Source organism: Bacteroidota bacterium, assembly GCA_018266755.1.
Lineage (GTDB): Bacteria > Bacteroidota > Ignavibacteria > Palsa-1295 > Palsa-1295 > JAFDZW01.
Window position 1 is genome coordinate 216,961 of the sequence record JAFDZW010000002.1, and the last position, 19,439, is coordinate 236,399.

The 19,439-nt window shown below is 55.8% G+C and carries 18 protein-coding genes; 7 read left to right on the forward strand and 11 right to left on the reverse strand.

Annotated elements, in window-relative coordinates; genetic code table 11:
• Positions 1 to 4: 4 nt before the first annotated feature.
• Together JSS75_03430 and JSS75_03435 are read right to left on the reverse strand one after the other, a co-directional pair.
• Positions 5 to 1,123 carry an ImmA/IrrE family metallo-endopeptidase gene (locus JSS75_03430; protein ID MBS1902733.1) on the reverse strand — a complete coding sequence of 373 codons (1,119 nt, stop codon included), beginning with the start codon at positions 1,121 to 1,123 and terminating at the stop codon, positions 5 to 7.
• A gap of 72 nt (positions 1,124 to 1,195) precedes the next feature.
• Positions 1,196 to 2,074, reverse strand: coding sequence for a T9SS type A sorting domain-containing protein (locus JSS75_03435; GenBank protein MBS1902734.1), 879 nt, complete (start codon positions 2,072 to 2,074; stop codon positions 1,196 to 1,198).
• Between the two features lie 225 nt (positions 2,075 to 2,299).
• On the opposite strand from JSS75_03435, the gene JSS75_03440 reads away from it, so the two are divergent.
• Complete coding sequence (locus tag JSS75_03440; GenBank protein MBS1902735.1) at positions 2,300 to 2,743, forward strand: DUF1801 domain-containing protein; 444 nt, start codon at positions 2,300 to 2,302, stop codon at positions 2,741 to 2,743.
• A gap of 33 nt (positions 2,744 to 2,776) precedes the next feature.
• On the opposite strand, the gene pssA is transcribed toward JSS75_03440, so the two are convergent.
• Together pssA and JSS75_03450 are read right to left on the reverse strand one after the other, a co-directional pair.
• Complete coding sequence (gene pssA, locus JSS75_03445; protein MBS1902736.1) at positions 2,777 to 3,589, reverse strand: CDP-diacylglycerol--serine O-phosphatidyltransferase; 813 nt, start codon at positions 3,587 to 3,589, stop codon at positions 2,777 to 2,779.
• Entirely contained in the window at positions 3,571 to 4,239 is a 669-nt protein-coding gene (locus JSS75_03450) for a phosphatidylserine decarboxylase family protein (GenBank protein MBS1902737.1), read from the reverse strand. Before JSS75_03450 ends, pssA begins: the two co-directional genes overlap by 19 nt.
• Positions 4,240 to 4,377: 138 nt before the next feature.
• Between JSS75_03450 and JSS75_03455 the strand changes: the two genes are divergently transcribed.
• Positions 4,378 to 6,069 (forward strand): T9SS type A sorting domain-containing protein, encoded by a 1,692-nt coding sequence (locus JSS75_03455; GenBank protein MBS1902738.1) that lies wholly within the window; start codon positions 4,378 to 4,380, stop codon positions 6,067 to 6,069.
• A gap of 126 nt (positions 6,070 to 6,195) precedes the next feature.
• A complete protein-coding gene (locus tag JSS75_03460) occupies positions 6,196 to 7,881 on the forward strand; it encodes a T9SS type A sorting domain-containing protein (GenBank protein ID MBS1902739.1) in 1,686 nt (561 codons plus the stop codon).
• A 7-nt stretch (positions 7,882 to 7,888) separates the two neighbouring features.
• On the opposite strand, the gene JSS75_03465 is transcribed toward JSS75_03460, so the two are convergent.
• Both JSS75_03465 and JSS75_03470 read right to left on the reverse strand, forming a co-directional pair.
• Positions 7,889 to 8,599, reverse strand: a complete 711-nt coding sequence (locus JSS75_03465) for a phosphoribosylaminoimidazolesuccinocarboxamide synthase (GenBank protein ID MBS1902740.1) — start codon at positions 8,597 to 8,599, stop codon at positions 7,889 to 7,891.
• A 56-nt stretch (positions 8,600 to 8,655) separates the two neighbouring features.
• Positions 8,656 to 9,465: a hypothetical protein gene (locus JSS75_03470; GenBank protein ID MBS1902741.1), complete on the reverse strand. Its 810-nt coding sequence runs from the start codon at positions 9,463 to 9,465 to the stop codon at positions 8,656 to 8,658.
• A gap of 320 nt (positions 9,466 to 9,785) precedes the next feature.
• Between JSS75_03470 and dnaX the strand changes: the two genes are divergently transcribed.
• Positions 9,786 to 11,480 carry a DNA polymerase III subunit gamma/tau gene (gene dnaX / locus JSS75_03475; protein MBS1902742.1) on the forward strand — a complete coding sequence of 565 codons (1,695 nt, stop codon included), beginning with the start codon at positions 9,786 to 9,788 and terminating at the stop codon, positions 11,478 to 11,480.
• Between the two features lie 82 nt (positions 11,481 to 11,562).
• Positions 11,563 to 12,831 carry a T9SS type A sorting domain-containing protein gene (locus JSS75_03480; GenBank protein ID MBS1902743.1) on the forward strand — a complete coding sequence of 423 codons (1,269 nt, stop codon included), beginning with the start codon at positions 11,563 to 11,565 and terminating at the stop codon, positions 12,829 to 12,831.
• Positions 12,832 to 12,909: 78 nt separating this feature from the next.
• Here the strand turns inward: JSS75_03480 and rlmD are convergent, their stop codons facing one another.
• Positions 12,910 to 14,355 carry a 23S rRNA (uracil(1939)-C(5))-methyltransferase RlmD gene (rlmD, locus tag JSS75_03485; GenBank protein ID MBS1902744.1) on the reverse strand — a complete coding sequence of 482 codons (1,446 nt, stop codon included), beginning with the start codon at positions 14,353 to 14,355 and terminating at the stop codon, positions 12,910 to 12,912.
• A gap of 118 nt (positions 14,356 to 14,473) precedes the next feature.
• Here rlmD and JSS75_03490 point away from each other — a divergent pair, with 118 nt between their 5' ends.
• Both JSS75_03490 and JSS75_03495 read left to right on the forward strand, forming a co-directional pair.
• Positions 14,474 to 14,683: a hypothetical protein gene (locus JSS75_03490; protein ID MBS1902745.1), complete on the forward strand. Its 210-nt coding sequence runs from the start codon at positions 14,474 to 14,476 to the stop codon at positions 14,681 to 14,683.
• An 80-nt stretch (positions 14,684 to 14,763) separates the two neighbouring features.
• On the forward strand, positions 14,764 to 15,570 hold the full coding sequence (locus tag JSS75_03495) for a class I SAM-dependent methyltransferase (protein ID MBS1902746.1): 807 nt from the start codon (positions 14,764 to 14,766) through the stop codon (positions 15,568 to 15,570).
• Here the strand turns inward: JSS75_03495 and JSS75_03500 are convergent.
• The 4 genes from JSS75_03500 to JSS75_03515 form a co-directional block, all read right to left on the reverse strand.
• Positions 15,567 to 15,821 (reverse strand): zinc ribbon domain-containing protein, encoded by a 255-nt coding sequence (locus JSS75_03500; GenBank protein ID MBS1902747.1) that lies wholly within the window; start codon positions 15,819 to 15,821, stop codon positions 15,567 to 15,569. The two genes, JSS75_03495 and JSS75_03500, sit on opposite strands and share 4 nt — an antisense overlap.
• Before the next feature lie 19 nt (positions 15,822 to 15,840).
• Positions 15,841 to 18,132, reverse strand: coding sequence for a hypothetical protein (locus JSS75_03505; protein ID MBS1902748.1), 2,292 nt, complete (start codon positions 18,130 to 18,132; stop codon positions 15,841 to 15,843).
• Positions 18,133 to 18,143: 11 nt separating this feature from the next.
• Positions 18,144 to 18,611 carry a 6,7-dimethyl-8-ribityllumazine synthase gene (locus tag JSS75_03510; protein ID MBS1902749.1) on the reverse strand — a complete coding sequence of 156 codons (468 nt, stop codon included), beginning with the start codon at positions 18,609 to 18,611 and terminating at the stop codon, positions 18,144 to 18,146.
• A gap of 64 nt (positions 18,612 to 18,675) precedes the next feature.
• Complete coding sequence (locus JSS75_03515) at positions 18,676 to 19,386, reverse strand: ATP-binding cassette domain-containing protein (GenBank protein ID MBS1902750.1); 711 nt, start codon at positions 19,384 to 19,386, stop codon at positions 18,676 to 18,678.
• Between the last annotated feature and the right edge of the window lie 53 nt (positions 19,387 to 19,439).

A 19,439-nucleotide genomic window follows, 5' to 3' on the forward strand; every position in this document is an offset into this window, starting at 1 on the left:
CGGATCAAAAATACTTCGAGACAAATGTTTGATAAGTGGCTCCCGTCAGGTTAGTCAGCTTGTAAGCATCTCGATACAGAAGTTGACCGGAACGCACGGCACGATTTACATGAGCCGCGAAGGATAGGCTCAATCGGACTTTAGTTGTCCGAAAGAAGTCCCCACCACCGCTCTCTCGCTTCTTGAACTCACGACCGATATACTCCTCGTAGAAATCGAAGAACTGCTTTTTTGTGAACACGCCCAAATCAAGCGCTCTTCGGGCAACTACGATCTCACTGACTTTGAAATGTCTTGCGGCTGCGCGAAGACCACCCTCCGGGGACCATATCTTCAAAAAATGAGCAGCCGGGACTAGAAATTCAGCCGCAACCTTATCACACAGAATTTCCGTAGCATTATCAGCTGGTTGCAGCCGCCGAAAATCGAAACCTGCACTTTGACCGACCCAGATGTGTGCTAGTTCATGCACCAACGTAAACAATTGGGCAGACTTGCTATCCGAGTTATTGATGAACATGAAGGGCGCGAGATCGTCTACCAAGACAAAACCGCGGCACTCTTCGACGCTGATTGGACGCGTGGTATTATTCCCAACTACACCATTGAATACTACAACAATCCGTTGGTCTTCAATCTTCTCTGTCAGCCGAGTCAAGGCCTCTTCCCATGTTCGAAAACCACTTGCCCATTCCTCGGGCAAACCAAGCGTCGTCCGAATATCCTGGGCTATCTCCGCATAATTGCGACTGCTCCGGAATTTCCCGACAAAGCCAACAGGTTCGAACTCGTTGTCTTTGAAGTAGTCTCGGAGCCAATCCTGCCGCTGCTGTAGCTGCAAGATTGTGTCATAAACGTTCACACTTACCTTCTCAGTAGTGCCTTTCCCAGTACGAAAGAACGGAATTGGCAATTGTTCCTCGGGAGGGGCCGGGAGCATCAAGTAACCGAAGGGGACATGCACCTTCTTGGAGAATTTTTCCAATTGGATGAGCGTAGGCTTCTTGCCACTCATCCAGTCGAGGATCATCGGGAAGTCGGCCGCGAACTCCGGCAGCGTGAATCCAGCCCGGGTTACGGCCCAGCTAAGCAGTTCGGGATTAACATCGACTCGCTGACTCATATCAACTGAACAGAACGAGATCGAACTCGAAAACAGTCCACGAGCAGCACCTCCTATCCGTTCGGAGATATCTTATTTCCCGACCACCAACTTCCGTACCTCGCTGCGTCCCTTCTCGCTCACGAGCGAATAGAAATACGTACCCGAGGAGAGTTCGCCAGGGCTGATAAGGATGTCGTTGAATGCGCTGCCGACGCGGTAGCGCTTACACTCTTTTCCCAAGACGTCGGAGATGACGAGGTCAGCGGTCGTTGCTCCAGCAGGAAGCGTGTACACGATGCGGACTTCTTTGCTTGCGGGATTTGGAAAGGCTGCGGCCGAGCCACTACCATTCTCAGCCGTGGATGTAACACCGCTCTGTGCCCGGAACGCCTGCATCGCACCCGGCAAGTTGCCGGGCAACGAATACACCTCTTGGTAGCCGACGGGTTTTGTGACGAACGTCATCAACATCTTGGAACCGGAAGTCGTGGATACGATGGCGTCGTGATTCCGCGGACCAGAGGTCCATTCACTGTAGCTCGGCTGACAGGAATCGCATGAAAAAACGGTTTTGCCCGATTCGTTGAAGATGTATGTCGATGGCGACAGCTCAGAACCCGTATAGACCAGATACTCGTACTGATCGTCGAGATCGAAGAGTCGACGAGCGAAGTACTCGAGCCGCAATCCCGGATAGCCGGGACCGGCGAACTTCGGCGGAGTCAGAGGAATTGGGATAACCTTTTCGAGTTGGTGCGCAAGGGTGTACACAGAGATGGTGTCGGCATTCGACGTGCCGGTCAGATACACATAGCGCCAATCGGCCGAGTCCACCTCGAGCAGCCACAATTTTCCAATGTTCAGCGAATCGGCATGATATTTGTGCTCTGAGGTGATTTGTGCCCGTCCGACACCGAACGCTATACAGAGTGCGCATATGGCACAGAGGACGATAGGAGTAATTTTCATTGCCTGTAAGATGTGAAGTACACGAATGACACGATCGGGCGATCATTTGTGACATATGGGTGACGATATTCCTGCACGCCGCACTTTGTATCAATGCATGTGTGCGGGCGTGGTTACATGGCGCCGGATAACTCCACTGTGTACCTTCTGAAGTCACACCGGAACCTCCGGTTCGACCAGTCAGTTGGCGTGGACAGATTCAGCTACAATCATCACACCACCCATATGACCGTCCAGGCACAGATCAACGCATTCATTACAAGCCAACCGGAAGGGAAACGAAGCGACATTCAAGCACTGCATACGCTGACACTCGCGGCGATGCCGAAGTGCAAGCTCTGGTTCTCCGACGGAACCGACGAGACGGGAAAGACCGTCAGCAACCCGACGATCGGCTATGGCTTGCAGACGATCACGTATGCCAACGGGAAGACCAAAGACTTCTTCCAGATCGGACTCAGTGCAAACAAGACCGGCATCTCCGTCTATATCCTCGGCATCGCCGACAAAACGTATTTGGCAAAGACGTTCGGAAAGAAGCTCGGCAAAGCGAGCGTCACGGGATACTGCATCAAGTTCAAAGCGCTGAAGGATATTGACTCAGACGTTCTCGTCGCAGCAATCCGCTACGGGGCCTACGAAGCGCCGAAGCAAGCGAAGAAGAAATAGCTCGGTCCGATCGCAGTGCTCCAGCAACACGGGTCACATCCCAAGCATCGAGCGGTCTTCTTCCTCGAGTTCGTCTTCGTCGAAGAGGGCGGTGGCGTTGCGTTCTTTGAGGTAGCGGCGTACACGGACGATCATCGAGCGCACAGCGCCGAAGATCGCGAATGCGAAAAAGAATGGGAAGATCGCCGAGCCTTTTGTGACGATCGCCGCGACGATGGCGACGAGCACGACGATAAATTTCCACGGCTCCTTCTTGATCGCCGCGCCGGAGAATTTCGGCATCGTCTCGTACTTCACGGTGCTCACCATCAACGCCGAGGCGCCAATTGTCACGAAGAACATCAATGCGTCGAACGTTTGGGGTGCGATGAACTCAGGCGAGTGGCGATTGAAGTGGAAGACGACGAACGAAACAATAAAGAGCGCGGCTGACGGAATCGGCAGGCCACGGAAGTAATCCTTATCGAAGCCGACAAGTTGCACGTTGAAGCGCGCAAGCCGAAGCGCACCGCAGATCGCAGGTAGTGCGGCGACGAGCATCCCGACGCCGGCGTATTGATAGAAGAAGAGCTTGTAGATGATGGCGCTCGGTGCGACGCCGAACGTGACGACGTCGGCAAGCGAATCGAGCTCGACGCCGAACTCCGATGCCGAGTGCGTTAGGCGCGCCATGAGGCCGTCGAGCGTATCGAAGATCGCGCCGAGGACGATGAACCACGCGGCTTTTTCGTAGTTGCCATCCATCATCGCACACTTGATCGCGATGAACCCGCTGAAGAGGTTCATCGACGTAAAGAGCGACGGAATAACCGAACGCGTGCGCTGTATTAATGGGCGGCCTGCCACCGTGCGATTGGGGTTTCTCCGGAACGCGTCACGTCGCCTTCTTTCACCAAGAGCGGTGTGCCTGCCGGCAGATAGACGTCGACGCGCGACCCGAACTTGATCATACCGAAGCGTTCGCCGCTTGTTACAGTCTGTCCTTGCTTGAGCGTACACACGATGCGACGCGCGACATACCCCGTCACCTGATTGAAGAGGATCTTGCGGCCGCCGGCATTCATGCCGATGCACTGCCGCTCGTTCTGGCTGACGGCCTCAGGTTCGCTCGCGACAAGGAATTTGCCGGGGATGTACTTGAGATATTCCACCGTCCCGCTTGCGGGCATGCGGTTGACATGAACGTCGAGTGGCGACATGAAGATCGAGACCATCGTCGCGCGGCCGCCGATGTAATCTGGTTCGTCCACTTCCTTGATGAGCACGACCTTACCGTCGGCAGGCGAAATGACGAAATCGTCGACGGGCTTGCCGCCGGTGTTGGCGGTGCGGTCGGGATCGCGAAAGAAGTTCGCGGTGAAGAGAACGAGGAACGCCGCCACCGCGAAGCAGACGATGCGCACCCAGCGCTCGTCGCTCCAGAGTGCCAGCGCGACAATAATGGCGACCGTCACCAGGACGCCGATAATCACATCAGTACCGTAGCGGGTAAACAAATCAGACGGTTACGGATAAAAAAAGAAAAACCTCCGTTGCGGTGGGTAACGATTTCTTTGGGTCTTCCGTTTGCCAACAATCACATCTGCGCGTCCGGGGGTCCGCCGTGCAGCTACATTTGTCCAGGACAGAGCACTATGAACACATTCCGACATGCTTCGATCTGCGTCGTCGCAGCACTCCTTTCATTGTGTGCCACCTCCGCGCATTCGCAGGACCAGGCGATGTGGGGCCGCGATTTCTACACGACGTTTCCCGCAAACGAGCTAGCGGACTATGAAACGAGTGCTTCATTGACCTTCGAGTTACTTATCAGCGCATCGATCCAAACCCATGTGTCGATCACACAGGGACAGACGAAGTTTGCGCTCGATACGATCATTGCCGCAAACACCACGGCCCGCGTTCTACTTCCGTCGGGCGTCGAGTGCCAGTCGACGGAGGTAGTGGAATCGAACAAAGCGATACATATCACTACCGATGCGGCCGTTCAGGTGGTGGCGATCAGTAGTAAGCCGATGACGAGCGATGCTTGGGTCGTGTACCCGACGAATATCCTCGGGACATCATACCGACCACTGTGTTTTAATGCGTCGGTCAATCCTATGATGTTTGGTACTGGTCTGGACCATCCGAGTGAGTTTACCGTGACCGCAACCGAGAATAACACCCAAGTAACGATCACACCTCGCACGATGACGATGGCGGGAACCGTGGGACCGCTGACATATACGCTCAATGCAGGTGATGTCGTACAGATTTGGGGTTCGACGGCCGATTCGTCGATGGACCTGACCGGATCGCTCATCAGCTCGGATAAACCGATCGCCGTCTTAAGCGGACACCGCCGCACCGAATGCCCGAGCTACTATACGTTCACCGATAATTCCGGTGCCCTTCGTACCAGCCGCGATTTTCTGTGCGAGCAAATGCCACCGATTACGGCATGGGCAAAACAGGCGCTCGTGATTCCGCTGACGGCAAATGAACCGCAAACGCTTGTGAGAGTGCTCAGTGCTTCCGACAGCAATGTCATTTCTGTTGACGGAGTGAACATTGGTGTGATCCAGGCAGGCCAGTTCGTGCAGATCGATAGTATCGGCCGCTCTCTGATCGAGGGTACGGGGCCGATCCTTGTCGGTGAATATCTGCACACAGCGAGCGGGGTGAATGCGCAGGCCGATCCCTCGCTCTCGATCGCCGACCGTCCGCCGGTCGTCGGCGGGATACATCATCTCACTGCGATCACGAACCCGACGGGCTTTACGTTTATCTTTAGCACGATCATCGCGAAGCAATCGGATGTCGGCTCCATCATGATCGACGGCGCTCCGATCAATCCGGCGGCCGCAAACCCCATCGGTGCGACCGGCTATTCGTTCGTTCGGTTTTCGCTCAGCGCCGGCGATCATATCGTGAGCGCCACCGCCCCCTACACAGTGAGCATCTGCGGTTTCGGTCAGGTCAGCAGCTATGCATACACATTCCCAACATCGCTCTTTGCGGATCCGAAGCTCAGCGTACCGACCGAATCTGCTGTAATCGATCGCTTCCGTATCGACCGCATTGCGCCGAACCCCGTCAATAGCGGCAACTCGATTCAGGCGCATGTTCAGTCCCCGGCCGGAACCCAATTACAATGGGCACTCTACGACGCGGCAGGCAGGAATGTATCCGGTGGCTCAACCGTCACCCACGGTGATGGCGTACTGAGTGTCGTCTTGGATGCACAACTACAAAACGGAATTTATCTGCTCCGAGTGAATGCGTTCGGTTCGTCCGGTGCCGTACTGCATTCGTCAGCAGAGAAGATTATACTCGCACGGTAGCGTGCGCACCGAGCAAGCGTTCGGAGAGTTACCTCGGTGCTGCTCATGCTGTCGCTGAGCTTCATCCTCTGCGTGCGACATTATCAGAGGTAGTGGTTATCTATACACAACCGACACCCCCACTCTATGAAACGATCGATCCCAATCGCAGTGATAGTGCCAACGCTCATGCTTGTCTACATTGCCTTGGTTGATACGGCACGTGCACAGTTGTCTCAATACGAGTATGTCACTGCGTTCATGCAAAATCAGGGCGGGTCGGAACATGAAAATGATTTCGAGCTTCGCATTGCCGCTCCGGCGGGCACTACGGTACGCCTGAGCCAGCGTGCACTATCGATCACATTCGATACGACCGTGCCTGCAGAGGGGCTGCTGAGTCTGCGGCTCGTCTCAGGCGATCTGTCAATGGGACAGCCAAGCGTTGAGTGTAGCGATATCCCAGCCCCGCAGTCCGGGATGGCTGTCGAGATCACGACCGACCAACGCGCCGAAGTAATTGCCTATGAGCACAAACTGTGGTCGACCGACTCATGGGAAGTCCTGCCACGCGAGGTGCTTGGGACGAACTACTATGTGATGTCTTACAAACCGAGCATCTACCCTGGAGGCAATAGCACCCCGGGCGAATTCGCGGTGATCGGTCTGGCAGATAGCTCGCACATTACGGTAACGCTGCCGACCGATAGCAAGGCGCTACCGAAGGGCTCGACAACCCTACCGATCAATGCGGGCGACGTCCTGATTGTCCAATCGAAGGTCGATGATTCAACGAGCGATTTGACCGGCAGCAAAATTTCGTCGGATCGTCCGGTTGCAGTTCTCGCAGGACACGTGCGGACTGCGATTCCATCCTACGCCAAGAATTTCGGAAGTCAAACTGGTTCACGAGACTTTCTCTGCGAGCAGATGCTGCCGGTGAGCTACTGGCAGCCGACTGCAATCGCGACGAGAACATCCTCGTCCACGCTGCCCGATCTTGTTCGCATCATCAGTGGTGTGGATGGGAACACGATCAAAGTAGATGGAATAACAGTCGGCATATTCAATGCAGGACAATTCTACGAGATCCCCAAGCTCGATAGTTACGCAGTCATCAAGGGAAGCGGTCCACTGCTTGCGGTGCAGTTCATGCATTCGAGCCTTGATGGAAACAACAATAATGGGACACCGTACGGCGATCCCTCGATGATCGTCTGTCCGCCACTGGGCTACTTCTTCCATGAACAACACCTCATCGCGGAATCAAACACGGCATACACATCGCAATTTGTCAGTATCGTTGCGTCGGACACAGACATCAGCAAGCTGACATTCGACGGACACCCCATCCCTGCAACGGATGAACGGTCGGTCGAAGGCAGTGGCTATACGGTTGCGGACATCCCCGTCACGCAGGGCGACCATCTGATTGGAAGCGACGCCGTCAAATACAGCGCACGCGTCTACGGCTTCGGTCCGATCGATAGCTACGGATATGCATTACAGGCATATCATACACTCGAGGAATCGGTCCCGGAAGAACACACTATCAGCAGCGAAGATCTAATACTCCAGGATCCGGTGCCGAACCCCTCGGGCGGAGCGGATCGCACGATTTGCGTGCGTTACACATGCACTACGCAAGGATCGCTGCAGTGGCAATTGGTCGACGGTCTCGGCAGAGTGATTTGTTCGGGCAGTGTGCAGGCAACAGGAGGAAACGGCGTGATCGACGTGGCGAATTCGTCATTACTTGCAAACGGGACATACACCGTGCTGGTGCGATCGCAGACGACGACCTGCACGAAGCAGATCGTCGTTGCGAAGTAAAGCAGACTTAATGCGTCACTTTCTCGAGCATGGTCGCATAGGCGCTCGAGACGTCGCCGAGATCGAAGCGGAAGAGGTCTTTATCCATCTTCGCGCCGGTAGCGGCATCCCAGAAACGGCAGGTGTCCGGTGAGATCTCGTCGCCGAGGAGTATCTCTCCGTGATGTTTGCCGAACTCCAGTTTGAAGTCCACGAGGATGACCCCGCGATCGAGGAAGAAGGTCTGTAGCAGGTCGTTCACGAGCAACGCCTGTTCGCGGATCTGTGCGATATCGGCTTCTGTAGCAAGGCCGAGGGCGATGGCGTGGCTGTCATTGATGAGCGGATCGCCGAGCTCGTCTTTCTTGTACGAGAACTCGAAGGTCGGCTTCTCGAAGATAATGCCCTCTTTCGCGCCGTAGCGTTTGCAGAAACTTCCGGCAGAACGGTTGCGCACGATCACCTCGAGCGGTACAATCGTAAGTTTTTTGATGAGCATCTCGTTCGGCGAAAGCTGTTCGACGAAATGCGTCTTGATGCCGTGCGATTCGAGATATTTGAAGAGCGTCGAAGCGACCGTATTGTTCACGATTCCTTTGTTCGACCACGAGCCTCGCTTCTCGCCGTTGAAAGCCGTGGCATCATTCTTAAATTCTTGAATCACAAGATCGTCGGATTCATTGACCGACCAAATCTTCTTCGCTTTTCCTTCGTAGAGCTGCTGCTTCTTTGTCCACATGGCAGTGTTAGGTGCTGAGTGCTGAGTGCTAAGTGCTGAGTGCTAAGAACTCAGCATTACTGAAAGATCCCTAAATAGATACCTGCGTTCGCGACGAGACCGCCGCCCTTGGTCGTCGAGAGTTTGTCGGTGTTGCCGAGCGAAACGTCTTCGTCAGCATACCACGTCCCGATCGACGTACCCTGATAGCCGAGCGATGCGCGAAGCATCAGGAAATTCAGTGGCGCCCACTCGAATGTCACCTGCGGCTTAAAGACGATCATGCTTGCAGAGTACGTGTGCGTGATGACGCTCGACGCATTGTCAAATTCGTTGTTGATATCGAACGACGTCCGGTTGGCTGCCTGTTTGGCCCATACGTTCAAGCTTCCGACGCCGAGTTCGATCCCGGCAAGCACATGGCACCGACTGATGCGGACCGGAAGATTATAATCGAGCGTGATCCCGCCGTACCCCGTCGAGACACGCAGCGTGCGCATCAGCGGCTGGCCACTCGAAGCAGTATCGGGCACACAGCAGACCTGCGAGCGGCCCATTGCGAACACCCCGCCCACGCGCAGATTCTTCACCCACGGAAACGGAAAGAACAGATGCGCACCGAAGAGCGGGATCGTCGCAGAAAGATCCTGTTTGAGAAACGGCTGCGAGACGTTCTTGTTGAAGTCATCGAGGTTCGTCATGAGCGCCCCAGAGACGAATCCCGCACCGAGCCACGCATACGGCGGAGCCGAAGCCGTCGCATTCGGATTATAAATATCCTCATCGTTCCAGTGCGTCGTGTCGCGGGGGATGCCGGTCTGGGCCTTCGCGGACATCGATGAGAATACCACGCACACCAACAGCAGGAATATCGCCGATCGCTTCATATTATGGGCTATTCGGTTGAATTTCAATGCAGTGTAAACCGTGAAGCGAGAGGTAGAATTCAATTGTGTGCCAGTCAGTAGTGGCTCAGTTTCGACTGTATTCCAACTGTCATTCTGAGCGAAGCGAAGAATCCCTTGATGAAACGCAGTGAGGCTCCGCCATAGAGATTCTTCGCTTCGCTCAGAATGACTGGTATTTAGACAATTTCAAACTGTGACACTACCTTACGGTGCATGGTCCTCCTACGCTCTCGGGGTCTGAGCCAAGGTACAGTTGGAACCACACCCATGCGCCGCAACATATCTTTGTACAGCAAAGTATGGCAGAAAAGCAATACCAAGTCACCGCCCGAAAGTGGCGCCCGCAGCGATTCGATGAAGTGGTCGGACAGGACCACATCACGCGCACCCTCAAGAACGCCATTCGCGAGGGGCGGCTGGCGCATGGCTACCTCTTCACCGGTCAGCGCGGTTGCGGCAAAACGACGGTTGCCCGCTTGCTTGCCAAGGCCATCAACTGCCCGAACGCCGCCCAGAACGGCTACGAGCCGTGCAACAAGTGCGAGATCTGCACCTCGATCACGTCCGGCGCCTCGATGGACGTCATGGAGATCGACGGCGCATCGAATAACGGCGTCGATGACGTCCGCGAGATGCGCGAGAACGTCAAGTACCCGCCGCTGCAGGGCAAGTACCGCGTCGTGATCATCGACGAAGTGCATATGCTGACGTCGAACGCGTTCAATGCGTTGCTCAAGACGCTCGAAGAACCGCCCGCGCACTTGGTCTTTATCTTCGCAACGACCGAAGTTCAGAAAGTACTGCCGACGATCCTCTCGCGCACGCAGCGCTATGATTTCCGGCGCATGCAGATCGACGAGATCGTCAAACATTTGAGACTGATCGCCGATACCGACGGCATCAAAGCCGACGACGATTCGCTCCTACTAATCGCGAAGAAAGCCGACGGTTCGATGCGCGATGGCCAGAGCATCTTCGATCAGGCGGTCGCCTTTAGCGGTGGTAAGCTCGAAGCCAGTACGCTTCGCGATGCGCTCAATCTCATCGACGCCGATTTCTTCTTCGACGTCACCGACGCCATCCACGAGCAAGCCACCGCAACAGCATTCGCATTAGCTTCGGATGTTGTCACGCGCGGGTATGATGTTGAAGAGTTCATCGGCGGGCTGCTCGATCACATGCGCAACATCCTGACGGTGATCGTCACAGGCAAGCCGCAGTTACTGGAAGTTGTCAAGCATCATCAGGAGCGTTACAGCAAGGACGCGAAGAATTTCAGCGAAGGTGACATCCTGCGCCTGACGGCGATCGGTTTTCGTGCGCTCGAACGGTTGAAGTCATCGCCGTCGCCGCGTATCACGCTCGAGTTGATGCTCGTCGAGATGACGCTGCTCGAACGCGCGATCGATGTCAAGTCGCTCATCGAAGAGATCCGCGCACTCAAAGGCGCGGCCAATACACTCCCGCGAAGCACGCCAACGCCCACACCCGCTGCCGCGCCGAGTGCTGCGCCCGCGGCGAAGCCCGCTGCCTCACGTGTCCGTGCGGAAGCTCCGCCGGCACCAGCTCCGGCTGCTGCACCGGTCGGGCCAAGTGCGGATGTCGGGATGATGGAGATCAAGTGGTCGGAGTTTCTGGAGTCGATGGGTGCGAAGAGCATCCCGTTCCGGATGGTATCCGACGATATCGAGTTCGCCGGGCTCAGCGGTTCATCGGTGAAGATCACGATCTCGAAGAAGTTTACCGACGATGCCTTCGCGCGCAATCGCGACGCGTTCATCGAACATCTCCGTCAGTACTTCGGCGAGCCGGGACTGACGATCGACGTCAGCAAAGTCGAAAAGCGCATCTCGGCGGCGAAGTCCGCCATGCCTCCCGCGCCGAAACCGACGATCAACGGCGTCGAAGCCCCCGCCGTCACCCTCGACGAATCCGTCGAACGCACCGAACTCGAAATGGCGCTGATGAAGGAGCTGGGGGCGGTGCCGTTGTAAGTGAATTGTGGCGAGTCTGGGGATTGCTTTCTGCCCTTGAACTGCATCTACGAATCCGGCTCCGTGTCCGTAACTTTGTGCCATGCAACTGACGCTTCGTCGCATCTTCGCTGTCCTCTGCCTCGGGCTCTTGACATCGTTGTGTCATGCCCAACCCGCACGCATCGACAGCACGTTCGTTGATGAAACGAAGGGCGAGTTGGTCGTATTTGGGGATCTTGGCGCAACGCAAGGATTCGTGTTCGTGGATAGCGTTTCTATGCCTGTCGTGTCGTGGACGGATTCGGTCTGTCGGGCTACGATTCCGGTGAGTGGAAAAGGATCGGCGGGGTTGGTCGAGATTGGGGCACGGGGGTATAGGAGCGACGGAAGAATGCTGACCTCATATAGGCCCTGGTATCGGGAGTATATATACCAGAACTCGGCGTACTATCAAGGACATGGTTTCGACAAGCACTATTACTACTACTACCACTACAGAGCAGATATTGAATCACGACTAAAATCTGGAGTGCCTACTGCCACACTGATGATGGCTGCAGATGCTTACGGCACTGTCAATGATATCGAGGTACGGAATTTTGCGCAGAGTGAAACGACCTATACGGTGAAATTTATGCACGGCGCGACCCTGGGTATCATGCAACGTAAATTGATCTTCGGATACGGTGGCCGCCCAGAAGGATATGATCTTGACGCACAGTACAGGCCTATCAGTGCCTCGGGTAATTCGCCTTGCGGAGCAAGAGATCAGGGTGATTGCATTGAATGGGGCGATGACGACTTCTCCTTCCCACCTCGCCCCGAATACAGAGTCCTCGCATTCCAACCGATCTTGTCACCCTCAGACAGCTCGTACTTCGATGGCGACGTCATGTATCTGTCATGGAATGCCCCGACTACACCGGTCAGCTTCGAACTGCAGTATGGCTTGGATTCCGCTTTCACGGTCACATCCGATGATACGATTCTGAGTATGACGTCATTCACCACGGATATGCTTGCCACGGGATACTGGCGTGTTCGCGTAAAGGATTCGGTCGCGCACGGGCCATGGTCAAATATTGCTCGGGTCAAATATCTTGGAGTGAATTCAGTACGATCGACGCAGTCCATGTCAACGGCGATGCTTTCTCCCAATCCATGCACATCGACGGTTGCGATTCAATTTCCGACCGTCTCATCAGAATGCATCCTGTTTGATCTGCTTGGACGTGCGGTTGCAAAGAGCGATGCGAATGGTGAACTCCGTCAGACACTTGATGTGAGTACGCTGGCCGAGGGTTTGTACTTCGCTCGTGTATTCGACGGGAAGGCGAGTTCTATTCTTCAGCTCTTCGTCAAACGATAGCTCTTAGATTGCTTCGTCGTCGCTTCGCGACTTCCTCGCAATGACATTCTATCCTTCTCAATTCTCAATTCGACATTCTCAATTCCTCCTCCGCAGCCGGGCCACACACTCGATATGCCACGTCTGTGGGAACATGTCGACTGGTTGCAGCGAGATGAGTTCGTATTTCTCGAGCATCAGTGCGATGTCGCGGGCTTGGGTGGCGGGGTTGCAACTGATATAGCTGATGCGCTCGGGTGCGAGCTCGAGCACTTCCTGAACCACATCGGGATGCATGCCGCTGCGCGGCGGGTCGATGATGATCGCGGTCGGTTTGTGATACGATGAAAGGATATCGGGGTCGAGCAAAACCTTGCGAAGATCGCCCGCGATGAAATCAACGTTCGAGATGCCGTTTCGCTCGGCATTCGCATGTGCATCGGCGATCGCCGCTTCGACGACCTCCACGCCCAGCACATGCTTCACCTTCGGTGCGACGAAGAGCGAGATCGTCCCGGCGCCGCAGTAGAGGTCCCAGACGATATCGTCGGCCTTGAGGTCAGCGAATTCCTCGCCGATGCGGTAGAGCGTCTCGGCCTGTTCGGTGTTCGTCTGGAAGAAGCTGTTCGCGGAGATCTGATACTTCGGCGCGCCGATGTGATCGGTGATGAATCCCGGACCGAAGATGACATGCTCGCTATCCCCTGCCGCCACTTGTGCGCGGCGACCGTTGATGTTGTTGACGAGCGTCGTGACCTCGGGCAACTCCTTCTTCAAGAGCTCGGCATACTTCGCCATCACTGCTTCGTCGTAGCGCGAGGTGACGAAGTTTACCATCATCTCCGACGTATGGAAGCTGTTGCGAACGACGAGGAAGCGTAGGAGTCCGTCGGGGACGTTGTCGGGGTCGTAGACGCGAAGGTCGTTCGCGCGGGAGAACTCGCGCGTGAGTTCAAGCAGCTTCGGGATGATCGGATGTGCGATGTGGCAGACTTCGTTATCGAGCACGCGGTCGTAGCGGCCGCGAATATGCAGGCCGAGCGCGAAGCGGTCCTGCACGTCGCCTTCGGCGATCTCCTCGTCCGTGAGCCAGCGCGACTCGCTGAACGAGAACTCCATCTTGTTGCGATAATGATACTCGTGCTCACTCGCGCCGATGGCAGCAAGCACCGGAGGGCTCTCGATCTTGCCGATGCGCTCGAACACATCCTTCACCTGCGCTGTCTTCGTCGCAAGCTGCGCGCTGTAGTTCATGTGCAGGATCGCGCAGCCGCCGCAGGTACCGAAATGTTTGCAGATGGCCTCGCGGCGATCGGGCGACGGACGCAATATCTCCTTCAACCGCGCCTCAGCGAACTGGCCTTTTGCTTTGAAGACTTCGGCTTTCACATGCTCGCTTGCGAGCGCACCTTCGACGAAGACGACATAGCCGTCTTCGCGTCGCGCGACGGCTTTTCCTTCGAATGCAACGGAGGCCGTTTCAAGCTCGAGGATATCGCCTCTGGTCGGTTTCGGAAGTCGTTCGCTGCGCTCGGTTGCGTCCATTTGATTGAAGTTAGAGTCTGTTTGGTGCCGAAATATCGGTTCTGAGAAACCACGTGCGCTCGTTGATTGTTCATATACTTTCTACAGAGTTCATTCAATATAGAGGAGAAGGATACGTATGAAAGAATCACTGAAGGATAAGCTGCAATCAGCCCTCTCCGAGAGCTTCGAGCGTGCTCAGGAAGAGAAGATCGAAGAGCTCAATCGCCTCTCGCGCACGGGAAAAACCATCACCCGCAAGGACTATAACTCGCGCAATCTTGCGGAGCTCTACAACGAGCTCGGACTGGAATACCCGTCCGGCAAACCCCTCGTCGCCGCGGCATAAGCCCGAGGCACCCACGAGATCTACGAACAAACGCTGCCCGCGGCACGAACTGTGTCGGGCAGCGTTTGCGTTTTCAGCCCATGCGATCGCTCATCAAGCGCCTCTTGCGCGCCCTCGGTCTGCTCAAAGCGGGCCGCGTGGTTTATAGCTTCGTCAACGGTCTATCGCCAGTGGTGGTCGCCACCGAACTTCGTGTGCGGCTAACGAGCTCCGGCGTGCCTGTTCCTCCCGGCAGGCTCATCTTCTTCGTGATCGGGTATCGTTGGGCGAAGGTGTTCCTCGATTCGGGTGCGCTGATCGTCGGTCACGTCGCACGCCAACTCGAAGCGAATGGCTGCAAACTTTCGGAGCGCACGGCGATTCTCGATTTCGGCTGCGGCTGTGGGCGCCTCATCCGGCACTTGAGCGAACGAACGGGCGCCCGGCTCTATGGCTGTGACTATAACGGCGAGCTGATCAAGTGGGACCAAGAGCACCTCCGTTTCGCCGAGTTCAAACAGAACTCGCTCGAACCGCCGCTGCCCTACGAGAGCGAGTCGTTCGACTTGATCTACGCCCGTTCGGTCTTCACGCACCTCTCCGAGGCGTTACAACACCGCTGGCTTGATGAGCTGCGCAGGGTGCTGCAACCGGGTGGGTATCTCTACTTCACGACGCACGGCGTGCAGTTCTTGCACCGGATGCTGCCGGAAGATCGCAAACGCTACGATGCTGGCGAGGTGGTGGTGTACGACGTGAACGAAGAGGGCCATAATGTCTGCTCGAGCTTTGAAAGCGAGCGTTACGTTCGTGAGCGGCTGAGCACAGGGTTTGAGGTAGTAGCGTATTTCCCGGGAGAGTCGACGCCCCACTTACAACAGGACGGCTATCTGCTGCGCAAACGTTAGTCGCCGGACTTCGGCGTCGTTGCAGGTGCTGGGGAAGCTGCGGGCTTCTCTTTCCCGCCGCTCGATTTTTTGCTGTAGTCGGTGACGTACCAGCCTTCGCCTTTATACAATACTCCCGCGCCGCCCGAGATGACGCGCGCGAACGATTCCTTCCCGCAGTTAGGGCATGTATGCAACGGAGCTTCGCTCATCGATTGGAAGATCTCTTGTTCGAACGAACACTCCGAGCAACGATAATCATACGTTGGCATCTGCTTCTTCCTGTCTCTCTTATTTTCGCACCAACACAAATTTCGTCATTCCGAATTCCGTCACATCGGTCTCGGACGAAACTGCGCCGACCAAATACACTCCGCTCGGCAGCAATTTATTATTCTCATCACGACAGTTCCATCGTACGGTTGAACCGAGTTGGGTTGCATCGATCGTCGCCACACGCCTTCCGGAAGGTGTGAGGACAAGCAGCGACGAACCCTGCTTCATCCCGGTCACAGTCAGCGATACCGGATCATCGCCGTCCTGCACAAGCGGATTCGGGTAGATCCGGATCGTTTTATAATCGGGTTCACCTGCTTTGAAGACGGAGCTGGTCCGCGAAATTCCTTTCGGTGTCGAGAAATACGCCTCGCCCGTCGCCACGTCCAGCGCAATGGCCGTGATGGTGTTGTCGATCAGTGGCGAATTCGCAGTCGTGAAGTGTGCCAGAGAATCGGTGCCGTCGGGCGAGACGACAAAGACACCATCCTGTGTACCGACCCATTTATTGCCGACGCCATCGACTGCAATCGAACTGACGATCTGCTGGTCGAGGAAGCGCAGCGTGCGTGCGCGGAATTGGAGAGCGCCGGTCTGGAAGTCACGCGAGTGACTCACGACCTGCACACCGACGTTCATCCCGCACCATAGGCCGTTATCCTGATCGACCACCATCGCATCGATGCTGCCGCTTGCAAGTTGACCACCCGACCCGCCATAAATTAAGGTCACACTCGTATCGCCCCCGCTCGGAATCACAACGCTGATCCCAAAGCCCTCCGGCTGATTCCAAGACTGCGTGGCGACATAATAGTACCCATCAAGATCCTGAATGGCAGATCCGTATGGCCGCCAACCGCCGGGCGGATTAAGCTGGACCGGATTGAATGTGATCGCGTCCTTACTGATGAGCAAACTCCGACCATCCGCAGCCCACAACGGCACGAGCAGGTTTCCCTGATTGTCAAGATTCGCACGTTGAGAGATGACGGTGCTCGGGTACAATATTGGAAAACCATTTGTATCGGTAAATCGCGTTACACTGAAGGACGGAGAAAATTTGAACGCAAATAGACCTTCTCCGAATGCGCCAGCCCATAATGTCGAACGAACGGAATCATAGAAGATCCGGGTGTACCCAACATGAGGCAGCGGCGCATTGTTTGCCGGGAAAAGCTGCCACGAACCATCGTCAGGACGAAAGAGTGTAAGGCCGTTCGTCCCATACAGTGAGTATAGCGTACGACCACCCTGTGCGAACTGCAAATCGGTTACATCGTTAGTCAACGGACCGTCGGGCGAAAAACCAATCATCGGCGTCGTACCATCGTCGATTGTAATGCCACCGCCATTAAAGCCGCTGATCCGAACCCCGCTTGCGGTGACCGCAAGCGCGGTGACGGTTTTTTGCAGCGAGTTGCGGGGAAATGCGATGACAGTGAATTGAGCAAGATCGGTTGTCGAGAGCAATGTATTTCCTCGTGCGTCGGCGGCATAGAGTACGTTTCCAAGCTTATCTTGTGCAAACCGCGCGATCGAGACGGAGTCTTTCACGGGGATAAAGGCGAGTGTGTCACCGTTGAGCGTCCACAGCCCTTGCATCGAGCCAACGACGATCTTGCCGTGGAAATAGGTGATCGAACGCAGGCTCACTCCCTGAGGCGCATCGACGAGCGTCCAGGCGAACGGTGCGCTCAGTTGCGACGAATGTCTTGGGGCATATGCGACAGCACCGTTGACGATTGTATAGATCGTATCGTTTGCGATCGTGACGTCGAAGACAGTATCCTGCAGCGTCCAGTTGCCGAAGCGAGTAACGGTCTGTGTGAACACACCGCTCTTGAGATCGTAGAGGCTCAGTCCGAAGCCGGTGCAGACATACAATATGCTATCATCGACGAGCAATTTGCTGATCTGACGATGCGGGAATTGTGAGCTTGAGGCGATGTCAGTCACGATATCGAACGTCCCACTCGATGGATGGAAGATACTAATCCCGCCGCTGCTATCACCGACAAAGATATCTCCCGACGGCCCACGTGCGAGCGCCGAGCAACTGTTATCGCGCAGCCCGTCGGAATTTCGCAGGCCCGTCACATGTGCGTTGTCAACCGATGCAAGCGGGACGCGGTACAGCCCTCCGGATGTCGCAACCCATAGTTCCGAGGAATCCTGGTTCACGAGGATGTCGGCGACATTCGTCATCGAGGTATAGGTACGCCACTCGCCCGGCTTCAGCGGCTGCGAGAGAGAGGCAGTACTGCACAAGACGGCCAGAATGAGTAGAATGATCGAGCGTTGGGACATGGACCTCACGTTCACAAAAGCGGTTTTAAGTTTACCATCTCGATCGCGGCAAGTGCCGCTTCGCGGCCTTTGTTGGCGTCGGTATCGGAGCTGCGGGCAACAGCTTGTTCGTCGGTAAATGTCGTGAGCACTCCGCACGCGATGGGGATGCCATACTTGAGCGAGACGGACTGGATTCCTCGCATTGCCGCTTCCGAAATATGATCGTAATGCGATGTTTCGCCTTGAATCACCGCACCGAGCGCGACAAGTGCATCGTACGAACCGCCGAGCGCCAGCCATTCGAGCGCGATCGGGATCTCGAATGCGCCCGGGGTTTCGATGATCGTAATGTCCGATTCCGACGCTCCGGCGCCGACGAGCGTCGTGAACGCCCCAGCGAGCAACCCTTCGGTTACTTCCGAGTTGAACCGGCTGACGACGAGCGCAAAGCGTTTGCCAGCGGCATTGAGCGATCCGTGAAGGCGTGTGCTACTCATATACCGATTTGTAACACCCGAATACGGGCGGGTGTCCCTAAAAGATTCGGGCGAAACGAGTGCCCTACTCGTTGGCAACGGCAACCGCAGAACGAGCGGGGTCGATCACCTTCAGCCCACTGCCACTGCCGCGCAATCCGAGATATCGTGTCTGCGAAGGTAATGCCGGCAGCGGGACCGTTCTCGTTGTTGCCAGAAAGATCGTCATTCCCCGAAGGTGTTCGTTTGCAAGAATGCGAAAGATCCCAACGGCTGTTTCGGCGTCGAGCTGCGACGTTGGGTTATCGGCAAGCAATACGAGCGGTTCGGTGACGATTGCCCGTGCGATGGCCGCTCGCTGGCGTTCGCCGAGCGAAAGCGCATACGGGAATTGACCTGCGAGCGATGTAAGCCCCACGCGATCGAGCACGTTCATCACGAGCGGATCGATCTTTGCGCGCTTGGTAATGCCCTGAACCTCAAGCGCGAACGCAACATTTTCGTAGATGGTCTTTTCCTCGAGCAGGCTCAAATCCTGAAAGACGCAACCGATCCGGCGACGATACGCAGCGATCTTCGCTCCGCGAAGCGAACTTACCTCCGTCTCGCCGACGAAGATCCTTCCAGAAGCGGGTTTCAGTTGGGCAGTGAGCAATTTCAGGATTGAAGACTTCCCCGCCCCGGTCGGTGCGGAAAGCACGACCAGTTCGCCTTTCTCGACCGAGAACGACAAGCCGTGCAACGAGAAATGCTCGTTACCCGGATATTGAATACTGACGTCTTCGAAGCGGATCACTGCGAATGTATGAAGTACGAACGGTGAATCGTGAATTGAGAATGCAGATCGGT